The organism is Frankia sp. R43 (assembly GCF_001306465.1).
Lineage (GTDB): Bacteria > Actinomycetota > Actinomycetes > Frankiales > Frankiaceae > Parafrankia > Parafrankia irregularis.
The window spans coordinates 330,888-350,756 of the sequence record NZ_LFCW01000008.1 but is presented as its reverse complement, the minus strand read 5'-3'; the positions used below and the strand labels follow the sequence as shown (position 1 = coordinate 350,756).

The 19,869-nt window shown below is 72.7% G+C and carries 19 protein-coding genes; 15 read left to right on the top strand and 4 right to left on the bottom strand.

Annotation, left to right across the window (positions count from 1 at the left end):
• Genes ACG83_RS31540 through ACG83_RS31530 form a run of 3 tightly spaced genes read right to left on the bottom strand, consistent with a single transcriptional unit; the run spans position 1 to position 3,169 of the window.
• Entirely contained in the window at positions 1-1,059 is a 1,059-nt protein-coding gene (locus tag ACG83_RS31540; protein ID WP_054569891.1) for an acyl-CoA dehydrogenase family protein, read from the bottom strand.
• Positions 1,056-2,231: an acyl-CoA dehydrogenase family protein gene (locus tag ACG83_RS31535; protein ID WP_054569890.1), complete on the bottom strand. Its 1,176-nt coding sequence runs from the start codon at positions 2,229-2,231 to the stop codon at positions 1,056-1,058. The genes ACG83_RS31540 and ACG83_RS31535 overlap by 4 nt, the downstream gene beginning before the upstream one ends.
• The gene (locus ACG83_RS31530; RefSeq protein ID WP_083473768.1) at positions 2,228-3,169 is read right to left on the bottom strand and encodes an enoyl-CoA hydratase; all 942 of its coding nucleotides are present in this window, start codon (positions 3,167-3,169) and stop codon (positions 2,228-2,230) included. Before ACG83_RS31530 ends, ACG83_RS31535 begins: the two co-directional genes overlap by 4 nt.
• A 162-nt stretch (positions 3,170-3,331) precedes the next feature.
• Between ACG83_RS31530 and ACG83_RS31525 the strand changes: the two genes are divergently transcribed.
• From ACG83_RS31525 to ACG83_RS31485, 9 genes are all read left to right on the top strand, one after another.
• A complete protein-coding gene (locus ACG83_RS31525) occupies positions 3,332-4,567 on the top strand; it encodes an acyl-CoA dehydrogenase family protein (protein ID WP_054570009.1) in 1,236 nt (411 codons plus the stop codon).
• A 41-nt stretch (positions 4,568-4,608) separates the two neighbouring features.
• Positions 4,609-5,409 (top strand): SDR family oxidoreductase, encoded by an 801-nt coding sequence (locus ACG83_RS31520; protein ID WP_054570008.1) that lies wholly within the window; start codon positions 4,609-4,611, stop codon positions 5,407-5,409.
• Between the two features lie 60 nt (positions 5,410-5,469).
• Positions 5,470-6,621: an acetyl-CoA C-acetyltransferase gene (locus ACG83_RS31515; RefSeq protein ID WP_054569889.1), complete on the top strand. Its 1,152-nt coding sequence runs from the start codon at positions 5,470-5,472 to the stop codon at positions 6,619-6,621.
• A gap of 44 nt (positions 6,622-6,665) precedes the next feature.
• A complete protein-coding gene (locus tag ACG83_RS31510; RefSeq protein ID WP_054569888.1) occupies positions 6,666-7,847 on the top strand; it encodes an NADH:flavin oxidoreductase in 1,182 nt (393 codons plus the stop codon).
• Between the two features lie 67 nt (positions 7,848-7,914).
• Positions 7,915-8,373: a Zn-ribbon domain-containing OB-fold protein gene (locus tag ACG83_RS31505; RefSeq protein ID WP_054570007.1), complete on the top strand. Its 459-nt coding sequence runs from the start codon at positions 7,915-7,917 to the stop codon at positions 8,371-8,373.
• Between the two features lie 10 nt (positions 8,374-8,383).
• The gene (locus tag ACG83_RS31500) at positions 8,384-9,529 is read left to right on the top strand and encodes a thiolase family protein (protein ID WP_054570006.1); all 1,146 of its coding nucleotides are present in this window, start codon (positions 8,384-8,386) and stop codon (positions 9,527-9,529) included.
• A 172-nt stretch (positions 9,530-9,701) separates the two neighbouring features.
• Complete coding sequence (locus tag ACG83_RS31495) at positions 9,702-10,613, top strand: thioesterase family protein (RefSeq protein WP_054569887.1); 912 nt, start codon at positions 9,702-9,704, stop codon at positions 10,611-10,613.
• 279 nt (positions 10,614-10,892) lie between these two features.
• Positions 10,893-11,705 (top strand): DUF427 domain-containing protein, encoded by an 813-nt coding sequence (locus ACG83_RS31490; protein ID WP_054569886.1) that lies wholly within the window; start codon positions 10,893-10,895, stop codon positions 11,703-11,705.
• A 110-nt stretch (positions 11,706-11,815) separates the two neighbouring features.
• Positions 11,816-12,448, top strand: coding sequence for a TetR family transcriptional regulator (locus ACG83_RS31485; RefSeq protein WP_054569885.1), 633 nt, complete (start codon positions 11,816-11,818; stop codon positions 12,446-12,448).
• A 12-nt stretch (positions 12,449-12,460) separates the two neighbouring features.
• Here the strand turns inward: ACG83_RS31485 and ACG83_RS31480 are convergent, their stop codons facing one another.
• Positions 12,461-13,141, bottom strand: coding sequence for a GntR family transcriptional regulator (locus tag ACG83_RS31480; RefSeq protein WP_054569884.1), 681 nt, complete (start codon positions 13,139-13,141; stop codon positions 12,461-12,463).
• 216 nt (positions 13,142-13,357) lie between these two features.
• Here ACG83_RS31480 and ACG83_RS31475 point away from each other — a divergent pair, with 216 nt between their 5' ends.
• From ACG83_RS31475 to ACG83_RS31450, 6 genes are read left to right on the top strand one after another with little or no spacing between them, the layout of a single operon-like run.
• Positions 13,358-14,365: a phosphotransferase family protein gene (locus ACG83_RS31475; RefSeq protein WP_054569883.1), complete on the top strand. Its 1,008-nt coding sequence runs from the start codon at positions 13,358-13,360 to the stop codon at positions 14,363-14,365.
• Between the two features lie 54 nt (positions 14,366-14,419).
• Entirely contained in the window at positions 14,420-15,706 is a 1,287-nt protein-coding gene (locus tag ACG83_RS31470; protein ID WP_054569882.1) for an acyl-CoA dehydrogenase family protein, read from the top strand.
• A gap of 1 nt (position 15,707) precedes the next feature.
• Entirely contained in the window at positions 15,708-17,264 is a 1,557-nt protein-coding gene (locus ACG83_RS31465; RefSeq protein ID WP_054569881.1) for an acyl-CoA synthetase, read from the top strand.
• Positions 17,261-18,010 (top strand): SDR family NAD(P)-dependent oxidoreductase, encoded by a 750-nt coding sequence (locus ACG83_RS31460; RefSeq protein WP_054569880.1) that lies wholly within the window; start codon positions 17,261-17,263, stop codon positions 18,008-18,010. Before ACG83_RS31465 ends, ACG83_RS31460 begins: the two co-directional genes overlap by 4 nt.
• 2 nt (positions 18,011-18,012) lie before the next feature.
• Entirely contained in the window at positions 18,013-19,086 is a 1,074-nt protein-coding gene (locus ACG83_RS31455) for an NADPH:quinone oxidoreductase family protein (protein ID WP_054569879.1), read from the top strand.
• Complete coding sequence (locus ACG83_RS31450; protein ID WP_054569878.1) at positions 19,083-19,865, top strand: SDR family NAD(P)-dependent oxidoreductase; 783 nt, start codon at positions 19,083-19,085, stop codon at positions 19,863-19,865. The genes ACG83_RS31455 and ACG83_RS31450 overlap by 4 nt, the downstream gene beginning before the upstream one ends.
• Positions 19,866-19,869 lie beyond the last annotated feature (4 nt).

The following is a 19,869-nucleotide window of genomic DNA, read 5'->3' as shown; positions in this document are numbered from 1 at the left end:
TCAGGCCCCCGTCGGGGACATCAGGGAGCGCAGGACGCGGGCCCGGTGGTCCGCGGGTGTGCCCCAGGCGCCGACGAGCGCGCGGACTCCGAGAATCCAGATGCTCAGGTCACATTCCAGGGTGTAGCCGATGGCGCCGTGGACCTGCAGCGCGGTGCGGGCAGCCCGCAGCGCCGCCGTCGAGGCGAGCACCTTCGCCGCGGACACCTCCCGCGCCGCGGTCGCGGAGTCCGCCGCGGTCGCGGCCCCGGCTCCAGCCTCGCCGGTGGTGTCCGCCGCGAGCTCGAGGGCGGCGCCGTGCAGCAGCGGGCGGGCGAAGTCGAGGGCGACGCGGACATCCGCGAGCGCGTGCTTGACCGCCTGGTACTCGCCGATGGCCCGCCCGAACTGGCGGCGGGCGCCGACGTACCGGACGGACTCGGCGAGCAGGCGCTCCCCGGCGCCCACCAGGATCGCCGCGGCGGCGAGGGCGGCCCGATCGAGCCCGGCGCGCACCGTGCCCTCGCGCAGGCCGGCGACCGGCGCGCCGCCGGTCAGGACGTGCAGCCGCCGGGCCGGGTCCACCGACCGCAGTGCCTCGCCCGGCCGCCCGCGCAGCAGCACACGGTCGGCGACGCGGTTGACGACGTCAACGCTGTCGACGAGGTAGGCGTGGGTGGTGACGTCGCAGTCCAGGGCGTAGGGGACGGTCGGCGGCAGGGCGAAGGTGACCCGCGCCGCGCCGTCGGCGATCTCGGGCAGCAGGTGTTCATCCGCAGTGGTGCGCAGCAGGACCGGGGCGAGGGCCACCGTCTCGACCCAGGGCCCGGGAACGGCGTGGTAGCCGAGCCGTTCGAACGCGACGGCCAGGTCGAGAGGGCTGCCACCGAGGCCGCCGTGCTCCGGCCCGATGGCGAGGGCCGTGACACCGAGCTTGGCCAGCCGCTCCCACAGCGCGATTCCCGGGCCGGTTTCACCGTCGGCCCACGCCCGGTGGGCGGCTGGTACGTCCGAGGCGGTGAGCAGGTCGTCGAGCGCCGCGGCGAACGCGCCCTGTTCCGGGGAGAGCGAGAACCTCATGCGCCGGCCCGCCGGCTGTCCCCGCGGGGCAGGCCCAGCACCCGCTCGGCGACGATGTCGCGCTGGATCTCGTTCGTCCCGGCGTAGATCGGGCCGCCGAGGGCGAACAGGTAGTCGTCGAGCCAGGTTCCGCCGGCCGGTGCTCCCGGGCCGCGCAGCTCCTGGTCGGGGCCGAGCAGCTCCAGGGCGGTCTCGTGCAGGTCGACGTCCAGCTCCGACCAGAACAGCTTGTTGACGCTGCCGGCGGGGCCGATGCCCGCGCCGGCGCGGAGCCGGTCGACGGTTCCCCAGGTGTACCAGCGGTAGGCCTGCGCGCCGATCCAGGCGTCGGCCACCCGGTCCCGCAGGTGCCCGGCGTCGGCGCCGCGCTCCTGCCACAGCTCGAGCAGGCGCCCGGCGGCGGCGAGGAACCGGCCCGGGGCGCGCAGGGACAGCCCGCGCTCGTTGCCGGCGGTGCTCATCGCCACCCGCCAGCCGTCGCCGACGGCACCGAGGACGTCGGCGTCGGGCACGAGGACGTCGTCGAAGAAGATCTCCGCGAAGCCGGCGTCGCCGTCGAGCTGCGCGATGGGACGGACGGTGACCCCGGGGGCGTCGAGCGGGAACAGGAAGTAGGTCAGGCCGCGGTGGCGCTCGGCGCCCGGGTCGGTGCGGAACAGGCCGAACCCGCGGTCGGCGAACGGGGCCCGGGAGCTCCACGTCTTCTGCCCGGTCAGCAGCCAGCCGCCGCGCTCGTCGTCGCGGCGCGCCCGGGCACGCAGGGCCGCGAGGTCGCTGCCGGCCTCCGGCTCCGACCAGGCCTGTGCCCAGATCTCGGTGCCGTCCGCCATCGGGGGCAGGTAGCGCCGGCGCTGTTCGGCGGTGCCGTGCTCGAACAGGATCGGGGCGAGCAGCGAGATGCCGTTCTGGGCGATCCGGGTCGGTGCGCCACTGAGGTAGTACTCCTCCTCGAAGATCACCCATTCGGTGAGCGTCGCGTCGCGCCCGCCGAACTCCGCTGGCCAGGCGACGACCGACCAGCGCGCGGCGGCCAGTGCCCGCTCCCAGGCCCGGTGCTCGGCGGCACCGGCCGGGGTGTCCATCGACGGCAGCCGGCCGGGGTTGTTCCGGGTCAGCCAGGCCCGCGCATCGGCGCGGAACGCCAGCTCCCGCGGAGTGAACTCCAGGCTCATGCGTCGCCTGCCGTTGTCCCGCCCGCGGCAGCCTTGTCCGCGGCGGCATCGTCCGGCATGGCCTCACCAGCCGCCTGCTTGTTGGTGCGGGCCATGGCCTTCGCGTCCAGGCCGCCTAGGGAGTCGGTGCCGACCTCGGCGTTGTGCGCGTGCGCGGCGTGGTGCAGGCCGAACGCGGCGTCCATCCCGGTGCGCAGGCCCTGGATGTCCTCGATCTGGTTGACGGCCTTCTTCGTGAGCGCGAGGCCCAGCCTCGGCATCGCGGCGATCCGCCCGGCCATCGCGAACACGAAGTCGGCGAGCTCGGCGCGGGGCACGACGTGGTTGACCATCCCGAGCTGGTGCGCCCGCCACGCCGGGAAACGGTCGCCGGTGTACAGGAACTCCTTGGCCGCCCGCGGGTTCATCACCCAGGGGTGGGCGAAGTACTCCACCCCCGGGATGCCCATCCGCACCACCGGGTCGGAGAAGAAGGCGTCGTCGGAGGCGACGATGAAGTCGCAGCTCCAGGCCAGCATCAGGCCGCCGGCGATGCAGGCGCCCTGCACCATGGCGATCATCGGCTTGGGGATCTCGCGCCAGCGCCGGCACATGCCGAGGTAGACCTCCGACTCGCGGGCGAAGCGCCCGTCGAGGCCGGGCCGGCCGACGTGGTCCCACCAGATCACGGCCCGGCGGTCGAAGGTCTCGTCGATGTCACGGCCGGGGGTGCCGATGTCGTGCCCGCCGCTGAAGTGTTTCCCGTTGCCGGCGAGCACGATGACCTTCACCTCGTCGTCATCGGTGGCGCGGACGAAGGCGGCGTCCAGCGCGTAGGTGACCTTCGAGTTCTGCGCGTTTGTGTACTGCGGGCGGTTGACGGTCACGACCGCGACCGGGCCGCGCACCTCGTAGGTGACGACCGCGCCGGTGTCGGCGACGGGCTCGTGCGTCGTCAAGGTCACGCCTCCAGGCTGTGCGGGACTCCGGGCTGTGCGGGACTCCGGGCTGTGCGGGTCTCCAGACTGTGCGGGCCGGCCGTGACCGTACCAAACAAGTGCTTGGTGGGATAGTGTGTGGCCGCCCGCTGCCGGCACCGGACGGTGGGCCGGGAGGTCGCCATGGATCTGACCAGTTCCGTTGCCGACGAGGAGTTCCGTCAGCAGGTGCGGCAGTGGCTCGCCGAGAACCTCGTCGGAGAGTTCGCCGGCCTGCGCGGGCTGGGCGGCTCCGGCCGCGAGCACGAGGCGTTCGAGGCCCGGGTGGCCTGGAACCGGCGTCTGGCCGCCGCCGGGTGGACGTGCCTGGGCTGGCCGGTCGAGTTCGGGGGGCGTGGGCTCAGCCTGGTCCAGCAGGTGATCTTCCACGAGGAGTACGCCCGGGCCGACGCGCCGGCCCGGGTGAACCACCTCGGCGAGGAGCTGCTCGGCCCGACGCTGATCGCGCACGGCACCGACGAGCAGCGCGCCCGTTTCCTGCCCGGCATCGCCGCGGCGACCGAGCTGTGGTGCCAGGGCTACTCGGAGCCGGACGCCGGCTCCGACCTGGCCTCCGTCCGCACCCGGGCGCGGCGCGACGGCGACCAGTGGGTGATCGACGGGCAGAAGGTGTGGACGTCGCTGGCGCAGCAGGCCGACTGGTGTTTCGCCGTCGTCCGCACCGATCCGGGCTCGCGGCGCCACGCCGGCCTGTCGTACCTGCTGGTGCCGATGGACCAGCCCGGGGTGCAGGTCCGTCCGATCGTGCAGCTGACCGGGACGTCGGAGTTCAACGAGGTCTTCTTCGACGGTGCGCGGACCGCCGCCGACCTGGTCGTTGGCGCCCCGGGCGACGGGTGGCGGGTGGCGATGGCGACGCTCGGGTTCGAGCGTGGGGTGTCCACCGTCGGCCAGCAGGTCGGTTTCGCCCGGGAGCTGGACGCGGTGGTCGCCGAGGCGCGGCGCACCGGCGCGGTCGACGACCCGGTGCTCGCCGATCGCCTCGCGCGGGCCCGGCTCGGTCTGGAGGTGCTGCGCACCCACGCGCTGCGGACGCTGAGCGCCCACGACGCCGGTTCCGTGGTGCCGGCGGCATCGGCGGCGTCGGCGTCGGTGTCGGCGTCGTCGTCGGTGTCGTCGGCGTCGGCGTCGGTCTCGAAGCTGCTGTGGGGGCGCTGGCACCGTGACCTCGGCGAACTGGCGATGGCGGTGCGCGGCGCCGCCGGCCTGACCGTCGCGGAGCCGCCCTACGGCCTCGACCGGCTGCAGGCGCTGTACCTGTTCAGCCGGGCCGACACGATCTACGGCGGCTCCGACGAGATCCAGCGCAACATCATCGCCGAGCGGGTGCTCGGTCTCCCGAAGGAGCCACGCGGTTGACCAGCGCGTCCGGAACCAGCAGCGGTGGCGGGCCGGCGGAGGTGCCGCCGCCGTACGTGCCGCCGACGCCGCCGTACGTGCCCGGGCACGGGCTGCTCGCGGAGCGGACGGTGGTCGTGACGGCCGCGGCGGGCGCCGGCATCGGCGCCGCCGTGGTCCGCCGCTGCCTGGAGGAGGGCGCCCGCGCCGTGGTGCTCAGCGACACCCATTCCCGGCGGCTCGCCGAGGCGACCGAGGCCCTCAGCGCCGAGTTCGGCACCGAGCGCGTCGCGTCGCTGGTCTGCGACGTCACCCGCGAGGCCGACGTCGCCGCCCTGATCGACGCGGCGGAGCGGTTCGGCGGGGTCTCCGTCATGATCAACAATGCCGGTCTCGGTGGCACCGCCGCCATCGTGGACATGACCGACGAGCAGTGGTCGAAGGTCCTGGACGTCACCCTCAACGGCACGTTCCGCTGCGTGCGCGCCGCCGCCCGGCGGATGATCGAGCGCGGTACCCGCGGTGTCATCGTCAACAACGCCTCGGTCGTCGGCTGGCGCGCCCAGGAGGGCCAGGCCCACTACGCGGCGGCGAAGGCCGGCGTGATGGCGCTGACGAGGTGCGCGGCCATCGACGTCGCCGCGCACGGCATCCGGGTGAACGCGGTCGCCCCGAGCCTGGCGATGCACCCGTTCCTGGAGAAGGTGACCAGCGCCGACCTGCTCGCCGAGCTCCGGGGCCGGGAGGCGTTCGGCCGCGCCGCGGCGCCGTGGGAGGTCGCCAACGTCATGGTCTTCCTCGCCAGCGACTACTCGTCCTACCTGACCGGCGAGGTCGTCTCGGTCAGCAGCCAGCATCCGTAGCCGGCATCCGTGGCCGGCATCGCTTCCGCAGCCGGCATCCGTGAGCGACGGGAGACTCAGGTGGGTCAGGCCTACATCATCGACGCGGTGCGGACACCGGTCGGCCGCCGCGGTGGCTCGCTGGCGCAGGTGCACTCCGCCGACCTCGGCGGGCACGTGCTGCGCGCGCTGATGCGGCGCACCGGGATCGACCCGGGCGCCGTCGACGACGTGATCTTCGGCTGCACCGACACCCTCGGCTCCCAGGCCGGCGACGTCGCCCGGACGTCCTGGCTGGTCGCCGGCCTGCCCGAGCACGTCCCGGGGGTGACGGTCGACCGGCAGTGCGGCTCCAGCCAGCAGGCGGTGCACTTCGCCGCGCAGGGCGTCCTGTCCGGGACGGCCGATCTCGTCGTCGCCGGCGGGGTGCAGAACATGTCCGCGATCCCGATCTCCGCGGCGATGACCGTCGGCGCGCAGTTCGGTTTCAGCACGCCGTTCGCGCAGTCACCCGGCTGGCGGGAACGCTACGGCGACCAGGAGGTCTCCCAGTTCCGCGCCGCGGAGATGATCGCAGAGAAGTGGGGCGTCTCCCGCGAGCAGATGGAGCAGTTCGCGTTCGCCAGCCATCAGCGTGCGCTCGCGGCGATCGACGAGGGCCGTTTCGCGCGGGAGATCGAGCCGGTCGGCGACTTCGCGGTGGACGAGGGGCCGCGCCGGGAGACCTCGCTGGCGAACATGGCCGGCCTGCGCACCCTGACCGAAGGCGGCCGGCTCACCGCCGCCGTCGCCTCCCAGATCAGCGACGCGGCCTCGGCACTGCTGGTGGCCTCCGAAACCGCGGTGCGCACCCATGGACTGACCCCGCGGGCCCGCGTCCACCACCTCAGCGCCTACGCCGACGACCCGGTGTGGATGCTCACCGCGCCGATCCCGGCGACCCGGCGGGCGCTGGAACGCGCCGGGATGTCGATCGACGACATCGACCTGTTCGAGGTCAACGAGGCGTTCGCCTCCGTCGTGCTGGCCTGGCTGCGGGAGACCGGCGCCGACCACGGCCGCACCAACGTCAACGGCGGCGCCGTCGCGCTGGGGCATCCGATTGGTGCCACCGGCACCAGGCTGATGGCGACCCTGCTGCACGAGCTCGAACGCACCGGTGGCCGCTACGGCCTGCAGGTGATGTGCGAGGGCGGCGGCCAGGCAAACGTCACCATCATCGAACGCCTCTGACCGTCGCCGCTGACCGTGCCTCCGGGCGGAAACAGGGGAAGCAGATGAACGAGGTCTTCGCGCCGGCCGCGCTCGGCCCGATCACCCTGCGCAACAGAGTGATCAAATCGGCGACGTTCGAGGGACGCACCCCGGACGCCCTGGTGACCGACGAGCTGATCGAGTTCCACCGGGAGGTCGCCGCCGGCGGGGTCGGGATGACCACCGTGGCCTACTGCGCGGTCGCCCCGGGCGGGCGCACCGACCGTCACCAGATCTGGATGCGCCCGCAGGCCGTCCCGGGGCTGCGCCGGCTGACCGACGCGGTCCACGCGCACGGCGCGGCGGCCAGCGCGCAGATCGGGCATGCCGGCCCGGTGGCCAACGCGGCCTCCAACCGGGCCCCCGCCCTCGCGCCCAGCCGGATGTTCAGCCCGCTCGCGATGCGGCCGGTGCAGGTTCCCGACATCGACGGGATCGCGCGGGTCGTCGCCGCCCACGCGGATGCGGCGAAGCTGGCGGAGCAGGCCGGGTTCGACGCGGTCGAGCTCCACTTCGGGCACAACTACCTGGTCAGCTCGTTCCTGAGCCCCAGGCTGAACCGGCGCGGGGACCGTTACGGCGGGCCGCTGGAGAACCGGGCCCGACTGGCGCGGGAGGTCGCCCGGGCGGTGCGGGAGGCGGTGGGCGGCCGGCTGGCGGTGATCGCGAAACTGAACATGGAGGACGGGGTTTCGGGCGGCCTCACGGTTCCCGAGTCGTTGCAGGTGGCGGTCCGGCTGGAGGCCGACGGTGCGCTGGACGCACTGGAGCTGACCGCCGGCAGCTCGCTGCTCAACCCGATGCTGCTCTTCCACGGCGACGCACCGCGGAAGTCCTTCGCGAAGGGACTCCCGCCGCCGGCGCGCTGGGGGTTCCGGCTGGTCGGCCGTTCCTTCCTGCGGGAGTACCCCTACCGGGACGGATTCCTGCTCGAGCGGGCCCGGCAGTTCCGCCGCGAGCTGTCCATGCCGCTGGTGCTGCTCGGCGGCATCACGAACCTGGCCATGATGCGCGAGGCGATGGCGGAGGGCTTCGACTTCGTCGCCATGGGCCGCGCTCTGCTGCGCGAGCCGGACCTGCTCCTGCGGATCCAGGCCGAGGAATCCACCCGGTCCGCCTGCGTGCACTGCAACGAGTGCATGCCGACCATCTACTCGGGGACGCGCTGCGTCTACCGCGTCGAGCGGCCGCACGGGTCGCCGTGACGGGTGAAACCTCTAGACATTTGGTGTTATGGTGGGCGGCGTCGATCGAGCAGAGGGCGAGGCGCTCATGCAAAGGCCACTGGCCGAAGTCTTCACCTGGCCGCACGACACGCCGCAGCTGATCGGCAGCCGGTGCGGCGACTGCGCGGCGACGACGTTTCCCGCGCAGTCCCGCTGCCCCCGCTGCGGGCGGTCCAGCATGGCCGAGCTGCTCCTGCCGCGGCGCGGCCGGCTGGTGGCCTGGACGACGCAGGGTTTCGTTCCCAAGCTGCCCTACGCGGGATCCGACAAGGCGGATGGATTCACTCCGTTCGGGGTCGGCCTCGTGCAGCTTGACGATGTCATCCGGGTCGAGTCGAGGCTGACGGAGAACGACCCGGCGAAACTGGCTTTTGACATGGAGATGGAGCTGTCGATCGTTCCCTTCTATGTCGACGACGCCGGTGACGAGGTCATGACCTTCGCCTTCGCGCCGGTTTCCGAAAGCACCGGCAGCACCGGCAGCACCGACACCGATGGCCGCTGAGGAGTCCACGATGAACGATGTCGCGATCATCGGAGCCGGTCTTCATCCCTTCGGCCGGTTCGGCGCCAAGTCTGCGTTCGCCATGGGCGCCGAGGCGATCGACCTCGCGCTCGCCGACGCGGGAGTGGGCTGGCAGGACGTCCAGTTCGCCTGCGGGGGCAGCTGGGAGGTGGCGCAGACCGATCCCCTGACCGGGCTGCTCGGCCTGACCGGTATCCCGTTCATCAACGTCTTCAACGCCTGCGCGACGGCGGCCAGCGCGATCCAGCAGGCGGCCAATGCCATCCGGACCGGCCAGTGCGAGATCGCCGTCGCCGTCGGCCTGGACAAGCATCCGCGCGGGGCCTTCGTCGAGGACCCGATGCTGGTGAACATGCCGTCGTGGTACGCCGAGAACGGTCAGTACGTCACGACGAAGTTCTTCGGAATGAAGATCAATCGTTATATGCACGACCACGGAATCACCTCCCGCACACTGGCCCGGGTGGCGGCGAAGAACTTCCGCAACGGCGTGCTCAATCCCAACGCGTTCCGGCGCAAGCCGATCTCCGAGGATGAGATCCTGGCCTCGCCGGTGCTCAACTACCCGCTGACGCAGTTCATGTTCTGCGCTCCGGACGAGGGTGCGGCGGCCGTGGTCCTGTGCCGGGCCGACATCGCCCACCGCTACACCGATGCGCCGGTCTTCGTACGAGCCTCGGTGATCCGTACCCGCCGATACGGCGCGTACGAGGTGAACACCACCTGGGCGGCCGTCGAGGAGGACGCCGCGCCGACGGTGTACGCCTCGCGGGCGGCCTACGAGGCCGCCGGGATCGGCCCCGAGGACGTGGATGTCGTCCAGCTGCAGGACACCGACGCCGGTGCAGAGGTCATACATCTCGCCGAGAACGGTTTCTGCGCCGACGGCGAACAGGAGAAGCTGCTCGCCGAGGGCGCCACCGAGATCGGCGGCCGGCTGCCGGTCAACACCGACGGTGGCCTGATCGCCAACGGCGAGCCGATCGGCGCCTCCGGGCTGCGGCAGGTGCACGAGCTGGTCCGCCAGCTTCGCGGGCAGGCCGGCGAGCGGCAGGTTCCCGGCAGCCCGCGGGTCGGCTACGCGCAGGTCTACGGAGCCCCCGGCACCGCGGCCGTCACCATCCTCTCCCTTTGACCCTCTCCCTTTGACCGTGGGCGGGGCCGGCGGGAGCCGGCGTGTCCCGCGGGAGCCGGGGGCCCGCGGGACTGCTTGCCGGTCGTGGCGCCCGACGTGTAGTACGGGAAAGGGTTCTTCAGCGCGCTGTTCCCGTCGTGCCGCGTGCCATGTGCCGTGCGAGGAGGTAGGTATGTCCGATCCGGGTGGGGGCCAGCCTGCGGTGCTCGCGGACCAGGCCTCGTTCGACGATCCGGGTTCCGACGGCGGCCAGTCGTCGGCCTACTTCCGCCGTCTCGACGACGGCCGCTACCAGCCCGGCCGCTTCGCCAGCGGCATCTGGGCGAGCGGATCCGTGAGCGGGCGCATCCTCGGCGGCCTGATCGGGCACGTCCTGGTGCAGGAGCAGGCGGAGCCCGGCTACCAGCTCGCCCGGCTCACGGTCGACATGTTCCGCTCGATCCCGTACGCGCCGCTGCAGGTGACCACGTCGCTGGTCCGGGCCGGCGGGCGGATCCGGGTGGCGGACGTCCACGTCAGCCATGACGGTGTGGTCGTCACCCGGGCGACGGCGGTGTTCCTGCGCCCGTCCAGCAACGCGCCGGGCGAGATCTGGCACGCCGAGCGCGAGGCCTGGCCCGCCCCGCGGCTGGGCTCGCCCGTCCCGCAGCAGCCGGAGGGCTCGCGTGCGGACGTGCGGCCGATGGTGCGCGGTGACGAGTCCGGCGGTGCGGTGGTTCCGACGGCTGGCGTCCAGCGGGGTGGGTCGTGGCTGCGTGAGGTGCGTGAGGTGGTCGAGGGCACGCCGCTGACACCCCTGGCGCGGGCGATACTGGTCGCCGACATGACCAGCCCGTTGACCCACCGCGGCACCGGCGGCCTCCAGTACATCAACACGGACTTCACCCTGACGCTGGTCCGCGAGCCGGTGGGCGAGTTCTTCGGCGTGCTCGCCCAGGACCAGTACGCCGTCGACGGCGTCTCGTTCGGCCTCACGACCATCCACGACGCCGCCGGCCTGCTCGGCACCTGCACGACGACGGCGCTCGCCAACGCGGGCCGGGCGGATCCGGCGCACCTGCTGGACCGCAAGCGCCGCATCTGAGGCGCCAGCACCCGCCGCGTCTCCTCCACCGTCCGCCGTGCCGCATAGCGCCGGTTCCGCGGCGCCGCCGGTTCCGCGGAACCGCGGTGCGGCTGTTCCGTGGAACCGCGGTGCGGCTGGTTCCGCGGCGCCGCCCGTTCCGGAGTGCCGCTGGTTCCGCGGAACCAGCGGCAACCCGCGCGTGCGCTGTTCCACTGGACCCCGGCACCAGGCGCACGGTCGAATGGTGGTACGGAGCAACGCGCCCGCGGGTGGACCCGGCGGAAGGAACGAGACGTGATGGCCACACCTCCTCCCCCCAGCCCCGGCCCCGGCACGCCGGCACCGGCGGAGTCCCTGCCGGCAGCGGGGTCGATGAAGCCGGCGACCACCGTCAGCCGTGGGCGGGTCCATGCCGAGCAGGCGAACAAGCGGGTCCGTGCGCTGCTCGGTGGCCACGTCGTCGTCGACACGATCCGGCCCGTGCTGGTCTGGGAGGGCCCGCACTATCCCGTGTACTACCTGCCGGCCGAGGACGTCCGGGCGGCCCTGGAGCCGAACGGGAAGATTGCGCGCTCGCCGAGCCGGGGTGACGCGGTCCGCCACGACGTGGTCATCGGCGGCCGGACGGCCCCGGACGCCGCGGGCACCTACCCCGATTCGCCCATCCCGCAGCTGCGTGGCCTCGTCCGGCTCGACTGGGACGCGATGGACGAATGGCTGGAGGAGGACGAGCTCGTCTACGGGCACGCGCGTAACCCCTATCACCGCATCGATGTCCTCTCCAGCTCCCGGCAGGTGCGGGTGGAGATCGACGGCGTGACGGTCGCCGAGTCGGCCCGGCCGGTCGTCCTGTTCGAGTCGGGTATCCGCCCGCGTTACTACCTGCCGCTGACCGACGTGCGGACGGAGCTGTTGCTGCCGTCGGAGTCGTCCACCCACTGCCCGTACAAGGGAACCGCCGGCTACTTCTCCGTCCAGGTCAACGACAAGGTCCACGAGGACGTCGTCTGGATCTACCGCACCCCGCTGCCGGAGAGCATCCGCATCGCCGGCCTGGTCTGCTTCTACGACGAGAAGGTCGACGTCTACGTCGACGGAACCCACACCTGACCTGTCAGATGCTAGAACCCGGTTCTGTCGTGGTGGGGGCTGGTCCGGTCGGCTGCCGGTTGGCGACCGACCGAACCTGGATGGAATCGGCTTTCAGGTAGCGTGTAGTCGTGGCGAAAGAGGAGACGCTGCCGCAGCCGGTCAGCACCATGACGCCGGCCCAGCTCGAGCGACGGCGCCGGCTGACCGACACGGTCATCGAGATGATCGACCAGATGGGTCCCGAGCAGCTGCAGATGCGCGACGTGGCGGAGCGGTCCGGCGTGGCGCTCGGCACCGCGTACCGCTACTTCTCCTCCAAGGACCATCTGCTCGCGGCGGCCTGGGCGGACTGGCAGCGGCGGCTCACCGACCGGGTCCGCGCCGAGGTCAGCCGGGACGCCTCGCGCAACCGCTCCGCCCCTGGCGGTGCCTGCACCCGGGTGCTGTCCTTCCTCAGCCGGGAGACGCGGGCGTTCCAGCGGCACCCGAACTTCGCCCGCCTCGTCGCCTACGTCGAGGTGTCGGGAGACCCGTTCGCCAGTGAGGAGCTCGCCGGTCTGCGCTCGGACAACTACGCGACCCTCATGGCCCTCATGGAGGGTGTTCCCGCCGATGTGGTCCGCCCGGCGATGACGGCCATCAACGCCACACTCGGCTCCGGCCTCACCGCGTGGATCTGCGGCCGGCTCACCTTCGCCGACTTCTCCCGGCAGCTGGAGGAGGTCGTCCGCCTCATCCTGGGCCCCTACGACGAGGCCTGACGCCCTGGCCGATCAGCCGAGCCGGGTGGAGATCTGGTAGCGGTCGGCGGGGTGGGTGTGGATGCCGGTGCTCACCAGGCGGCCGTCGGAGCCGTAGTGCCGCCGGGTGATGACCAGGGCCGCCGATCCGGGGGCGGCTCCGAGGGCGCGGCCCATCTCGTCGGTGAGCAGGGCGGCCGAGATGATCTGCTCGACGGGTTTGTCGGCGAGGTCGGCGGCCTGGAAGCTGACCCGCAGGATCAGGTCATGCGGCAGGTCGCCCCGCAGGTACTGCTCGCTCCAGCAGACCGGGGTGTCGTCGCCGCGCCGGGTCCGCGCCCCGCGGACGACGAACCACGACGTTCCCGCCTCGGCGCCGACCCGGCGGGCGGTGTCGGCGTCGAGAACGATGTCCGCGGAGGTGGGCCGGGCTATCCGGGTCTCGACCGCGAGGGCGAGGATGTCGTCCGCCGACTGGGCGAACGGCTGGTAGTCGGTGACCGGCCTGGTCGCGACCACCGTGGTTCCGGCGCCGGGCCGGCGGTTGACGAGCCCCAGCTCCTCGAGTCGCCGCAGTGCCCGCCGTACCGTCTCCCTGGCCAGGCCGTGTGCCGCGCACAGCTGTTCCTCGGTGGGCAACCGGCTGCCGACCGGGTAGCGGCCGTCGGCGATGCCGGCGAGCAGCTCCTCGGTGAGTACCCGATGTCGCGGCACTGCCAACGCTAGGTCCCTCCCTGGTCCCTTGGGTCGCCCCGGTCCTGTCGACAAGCTTCCCGGATGCCGTCTCGGATGTCCGTTCTGGACGCCCGTGGTGGCGGGGCCGGTGCGGGCGGACTGGTTCGAGGCTGGCGCGTCCGCGGATCCAAGGCTATCGTCCCCTCAGCACAGTTTGTCTAGACAAAGATTCGCGTAACGCCGCGAAGGAGCGCCGTGAGCGGACTGCTCGATGTCGACCGGCTGGCACGCTGGCTCGACGCACAGGGACTCGAAGCACGACTGCCGGTCTCGGCGGCGCCGTTGGCCGGCGGCAGGTCCAACGCCATGTTCACCGTGGACCGCGGGAACCAGCGGTGGGTGCTGCGCCGGCCGGCGGCCGTCGCCATGCCGAACGCCGACGCCGGGATGGTGCGCGAGTTCCGCATCCTCGCCGCGCTGGAGGGCACCGGCGTGCCCCACCCGGCGGTCGTCGCGCTGTGCGAGGACCCGGCCGTGCTCGGCCGCACCTTCTACCTGATGGAACGGGTCGACGGCGTGGCGCTGACACCGCCGCCGCAGCCGCTGGCGACCGACCCGGGCCGCGTCGAGATCAGCAGGTCCATGGCCGAGTCACTGGCCCGGCTGCACGCCGTCGACTGGCGCGACCGAGGGCTTGCGGACCTGGGGCGGCCCGAGGGGTTCCACGAGCGGCAGACCGAGCGCTGGACGCGCCAGCTGCGCTCCTACGAGGGCCGGGAGCTCCCGGGCGTCGACGGGGTGACCGCCTGGCTGCGCGGCCATCTGCCGGAGTCGTTCACGCCCACGCTCATCCACGGCGACTACCACATGCTCAACGTGCTGATCGCGCCGGAGCCTCCGGGGCGGGTCGTCGCGATCCTCGACTGGGAGACCGCGACGATCGGTGACCCGCTGCTCGACCTGGCCGGGTTCTGCGAGATCTGGAGCACCTCTCTGGGCGACGGGTGGGGAACTCCTGACCAGCTGATCGAGTGGTACTCGGCTGCCAGGGGAGCCGCCTCGGGGCCCGGCGCGGTGGGCGGGCTCGGCCTGGCCGACCTGACCTACTACCAGGTCCTCTACAACTTCCGCCTCACCGTGCTGCTGGAGGGCATCTACCAGCGCTCGCTGCGGGATCCCACCCGCCCCGCCATGGAGGACGTCGGCGCGCGGGCCCGGTGGAACCTCGACCGCGCCCGCCAGCTCGTCCACCTGCACGAGTAGGCCCGGGCCACACGTATCGCGTCACCAGTCCTGCTGGGCAGAAGGGGACAACAGATGGTCAGTTTCGATGTGGAGCCGGCGCTCGCCGCGGAGCTCGCCTGGATCCGGGAGTTCGTCGCCACCGAGATCGAGCCGCTGGACCTGGCGTTCGGCGACGAGGAGATCGTGTACGACAAGTCCCACCCGGTGCATGAGCGTCACCTGCGCCCGCTGCAGGACCGGGTGCGCGAGCGCGGGCTGTGGTCGTGTCACCTGACCCCGGAGTTCGGCGGCCAGGGCTACGGGCAGGTCCAGCTCGCGCTGATGAACGAGATCCTGGGGCGCTCCGCGTTCGCGCCGACGGTCTTCGGCTGCCAGGCGCCGGACTCCGGCAACGCCGAGATCCTCGCTCACTACGGAACGCCCGGGCAGCAGGAGCGCTATCTCGCGCCGTTGCTCGACGGGCGGATCTCGTCCTGTTACGCGATGACCGAGCCGCAGGGCGGCGCCGACCCGGCGCTGTTCACCACCCGCGCGGTGCGCGACGGCGACCACTGGGTGATCGACGGGGAGAAGTGGTTCTCCTCCAGCTTCGAGAAGGCCGCGTTCACGATCGTCATGGCGGTCACCAACCCGGACGTCTCCATCTACCAGGGCACGTCGATGTTCCTCGTGCCGGCGGGAACACCCGGGCTGGAGGTGATCCGGCGCACCGGGCTGGGCTACGACGCCGCGGGAACCGGCAACCATCCCTACGTGCGCTATGACGGGGTCACGGTCCCGGCGGAGAACCTGCTCGGCGCCGAGGGGCAGGCGTTCGTCATCGCCCAGACCCGGCTCGGCGGCGGCCGGCTGCATCACGCCATGCGCACGGTCGGCGCGGTCGCCCGTTGCCTGGACATGCTGTGCGAGCGGGCGTTGAGCCGAACCACGCAGGGTGAGCTGCTGGCGCGAAAGCAGCTCACCCAGCAGAAGATCGCGGACGCCTGGATCGAGCTGACCCAGTTCCGCCTTCAGGTGCTGCACGCGGCCTGGTGCGTGGACACCTACGGGGCGAAGGCCGCCCGCCGGGAGATCGCCGCGGTCAAGGTCGCGACGCCGAAGGTGTACCACGACGCGGTGGTGCGCACCATGCACGCGCACGGAGCCCTCGGGATCTCCAACGAGATGCCGCTGGCCCGGATGTTGCTCGGCTCGATCGCGCTCGGGATCGCCGACGGGCCCACCGAGGTCCATCAGGCCACCCTGGCGCGGGAGGTCCTCAAGGAGCATCGCCCCAGCCCGGACAGCTGGCCCAGCGAGCATGTCCCGGCCCGCCGCGCTGCCGCCCGCACCCGCTACGCGGATCTTCTGGAGGGCTGACATGGTCTATCCCGGCTTACACGCGCAGACCGACCCGGACCGGCCGGCCGTCATCATGGCCGCCGGCGGTGAGCGTCTCACCTACGCACAGCTCGATGCGAGATCCACCCAGCTGGCACGGCTGCTGCGGGCCCGCGGCCTGCAGGTGGGGGACACGGTCTCGATCCTGGCCGAGAACCACCCCGCCTTCTTCGAGGTGTACTGGGCGGCGAGGCGGTCGGGGCTCTACATCACCGCGATCAACCGGCACCTCGCCCCGGCGGAGGCGGCCTACACCCTCAGCGACGGCGGGTCGAAGGCGATCGTCGCCTCGGCCGCACTCGGCGCGACCGCGGCCGAGGCGGTGGCACTGGTGCCCGACTGCGCCTGCCGGCTCGTCCTGGACGGCACGCTGGACGGATTCGAGCCCTACGAGGAGGCGCTGGCCACCGAGCCGCCCACGCCGCTGGACGACCAGCCGCGGGGAGAGGTGATGCTCTACTCGTCCGGAACGACCGGCCGCCCGAAGGGCATCCGCCGCCCGCTGTCCGGGCGCAGCGTCGACGACCCGGAGAACGTCGGCACCTCCACCCTCGAGCGCGCCCTGTTCGGGATGGACGAGACCAGCGTCTACCTGTGCCCGGCACCGCTCTACCACGCGGCGGGGCTGCAGTGGTCGGCCGGCGTCCACGAACTCGGGGGCACCGTGGTCGTGCTGGAGAAGTTCGACGCCGAGGGCATGCTCGCCGTGATCGAACGCGAGCGGGTCACCCACACCCAGATCGTCCCGACGATGCTCGTGCGCGTGCTGAAGCTGCCCGACGAGCGGCGGCTGCGGTACGACCTGTCGAGTCTGCGCCGCGTGGTCCACGCGGCGGCGCCCTGCCCGCCCGCGGTCAAACGGGCGATGATCGACTGGCTGGGCCCGATCGTGGACGAGTACTACGCGAGCACCGAGGGCTCCGGGCTCAGCTACATCGGCGCCGCCGACTGGCTGCGCCATCCCGGCTCCGTCGGGCGGCCGCTGGTCGGCATCCCGCACGTCTGCGGCGACGACGGCGCCGAACTGCCCGCCGGCCAGCCCGGGCTGATCTACTTCGAGCAGGCCGAGGCACCGTTCGCCTACCACGGCGATCCGGAGAAGACCCGGGCCAGCCGGCACCCGGACCACCCGAACTGGACCGCGGTCGGCGATGTCGGCTACGTCGATGACGAGGGCTACCTGTATCTCACCGACCGGAAGAGTTTCATGATCATATCGGGTGGGGTGAACATCTACCCGGCCGAGATCGAGTCCTGCCTGGTGATGCACCCGGAGGTCGCCGACGTCGCGGTGTTCGGCCTGCCCGACCCGGAGATGGGCCAGTACGTGCACGCCGTCGTCCAGCCGGCGGCCGGGGTGGCGCCGTCATCGGAGCTCGCGGAGCGCCTGCGCGCCCACGCCCGCGAGAGCCTCGCCCACTACAAGGCCCCCCGGGTCTTCTCCTTCCGGGAGGAGCTGCCCCGCATGCCCACCGGCAAGCTGGCCAAGGGCGCGCTGCGCGACGAGTACCTCCAGGACGCGGACGTGTCGTCATGACCGGGCCCTCGTTCCGCCTCGACGGCAAGGTGGCGCTGGTGACCGGCGCGAGCCGGGGGCTGGGCCGGGCCATCGCGCTCGGGTTCGCCGCGGCCGGCGCCGACGTGGTCGTGTCCAGCCGCACGGCGGCGGCCTGCGAGCCGGTGGCCGCCGAGATCCGGGCGCAGGGCCGCCGGGCGCTCGCGGTCGGCGCGCACGTCGGCGACTGGCATGACTGCGAGCGGCTGGTAGCCCGGACCGTGGGCGAGCTGGGCCGGCTCGACGTGCTGGTGAACAACGCCGGGATCGCGCCGGTGCCGCCGTCGCTGGCCGGTGTCACCGAGGCGCTGTTCGAGAAGACGGTCGCGGTCAACCTCAAGGGCCCGCTGCGGCTGACCGGGCTCGCGGCCGAGTATCTGCCCCCGGGCGGATCGGTGATCAACATCAGCTCGAAGGCGGCGACCCACCCCGCCCCGCACACCGTCGTGTACGCGGCGGCGAAGGCCGGGCTGAACGCGCTGACCGCCGCCGCGGCCAGCGAGCTCGGCAGCCGAGGCGTCCGGGTGAACGCGATCGTCTGCGGCTCCTTCCACACCGACAGCTTCGACCGGTCGATCCCGACGCCCGAGCTCGCCGAACAGGTCGCCGGCCGGATCGCGCTCGGCCGGATCGCCGGCCCCGAGGAGATCCTCGGAACGGCGCTGTTCCTCGCGTCGGACGCATCGTCCTACATGACCGGCGCGCTGCTCGCGCTGGACGGAGGCTGAACATGACATCGACCGTGACGCCTGCCGAGGAGCAGGTGCGCGCCGTCGTCTGCACCGACCTGGTGGGCGAGGACGCCCTGGAGCTGCGGGACCGGCCCCGCGCGCCGCTGGGGCCGAAGGCCGTCCGGATCAGGGTCCGGGCCGCGTCGGTCAACTATCCCGACGTGCTGATGATCCGCGGCGAGTACCAGGCCCGGACGGAGCCGCCGTTCGTACCCGGGACGGAGGTCGCCGGCGACGTCGTCGAGGTCGGAAGCGAGGTCGGGGCCGAGGCCGGCGGGATCGCCGTCGGCGACCGGGTCCTGTCGGTCGTCGGCGCCGGGGCCTTCGCGACCGAGGCCGACGCCGTGCCGCCGTGGCAGCAGGTGCACCGCATCCCCGCCGAGATGCCCTACGACGAGGCCGCGGCGTTCACCATCACCTACGGCACCGCCTACCACGGGCTGATCCGCCGCGGCAGCCTGCGGGCCGGTGAGTCGGTGCTGATCACCGGAGCGAGCGGCGGCTGCGGTTCGGCCGCCGTCCAGGTGGCCAGGGCGGCCGGCGCCCGGGTCGTGGCGGTCGCCGGCGGCGCCGAGAAGACCGCGCTGGTCCGCCAGCTCGGCGCCGATGTCGTCATCGACCACCGGGAGCTCGACCCGCAGGATCCGAAGGCCCTCTCGGCGCTGGTGCGCGGGCACACCGGTGGCGAGGGGGTCGACGTCGTGTTCGACACCGTGGGCGGCACCGACATCCGCGAACCGCTGCGGTCCCTCGCCTGGTACGGGCGCTATCTGACGATCGGGTTCGCGGGCGGTATCCCGACCGTGAGCGTCAACCAGACGATCCTCAAGTGCGTCTCGATCATCGGTGTCGCCTACGGGATGTCCGCCCTGCGCGACCCGGCGGCGAACGAGCAGGACATGCGGGCGCTGTTCGACTGGTATCGCCAGGGCCTGGTCCGGCCGTCGATCGGGCACCGGTTCCCGCTCGAGCAGGCCGCCGAGGCGCTGCGGGTCGTGCGGCAGCGCCGGGCGCTCGGCAAGGTCGTCATCGAGATGCCGCCGCCCGCCGCCGACCGGGAAGCGGGACGGTGAGCGGGCCGGACCCGGCCGCGACGGCAGCCGGTGCCCAGGGGCTGCCGGAGCCCGGCTCACCGCGGGTCGCGGTGGTGACCGGCGGGGCGAGCGGGATCGGCCAGGCCACCGCCGGACTGCTCGCCGCGCAGGGGGTGCGGGTGGCCGTTCTCGACCGCGCGGGCGACGCCGGTCCATCCGGCGGCGGCATCGGTCTGGGCCCGGTGGATGTCAGCGACAGTGCCGCAGTCGGCGAGGCCGTCGCCCGAGTGCGCGACGAGCTCGGGCCGATCGGCGTCGTGGTGAACGCGGCCGGGATGCCCGCCGGCGGCAACCTGGGGGACGAGCATTTCCCGGAGGCCTGGGAGCGGACCCTCGCGGTCAACCTGACCGGCGCGATGCTGGTGGTACGGGCCTGCCTGGCGGACCTGATCGCGTGCGGCGCCGGGCGGATCGTCAACGTCGCCTCCACCGAGGCGCTCGGCGCCGGCCGGCTCACCGGGCCGTACACGGTGTCCAAACACGGGCTGCTCGGCTTCACCCGGTCACTCGCGGTCGATCTCGGGCGGCGCGGGATCACCGCGAACTGCGTATGCCCCGGCGCGACGCTGACCGGGATGACCGAGGCGATCCCGGCGGCGCACCGGGAGACGTTCGCGCGCCGCGCCATCCCGGCCGGCCGTTACGGCCGACCCGAGGAGGTCGCGCACATGATCGTGGCGTTGACCGCGCTGGAGGCGTCGTTCGTGAACGGCGCGGTGATCACCGTCGACGGAGGCATGTCCGCGCAGGGCCGTTGAGCGG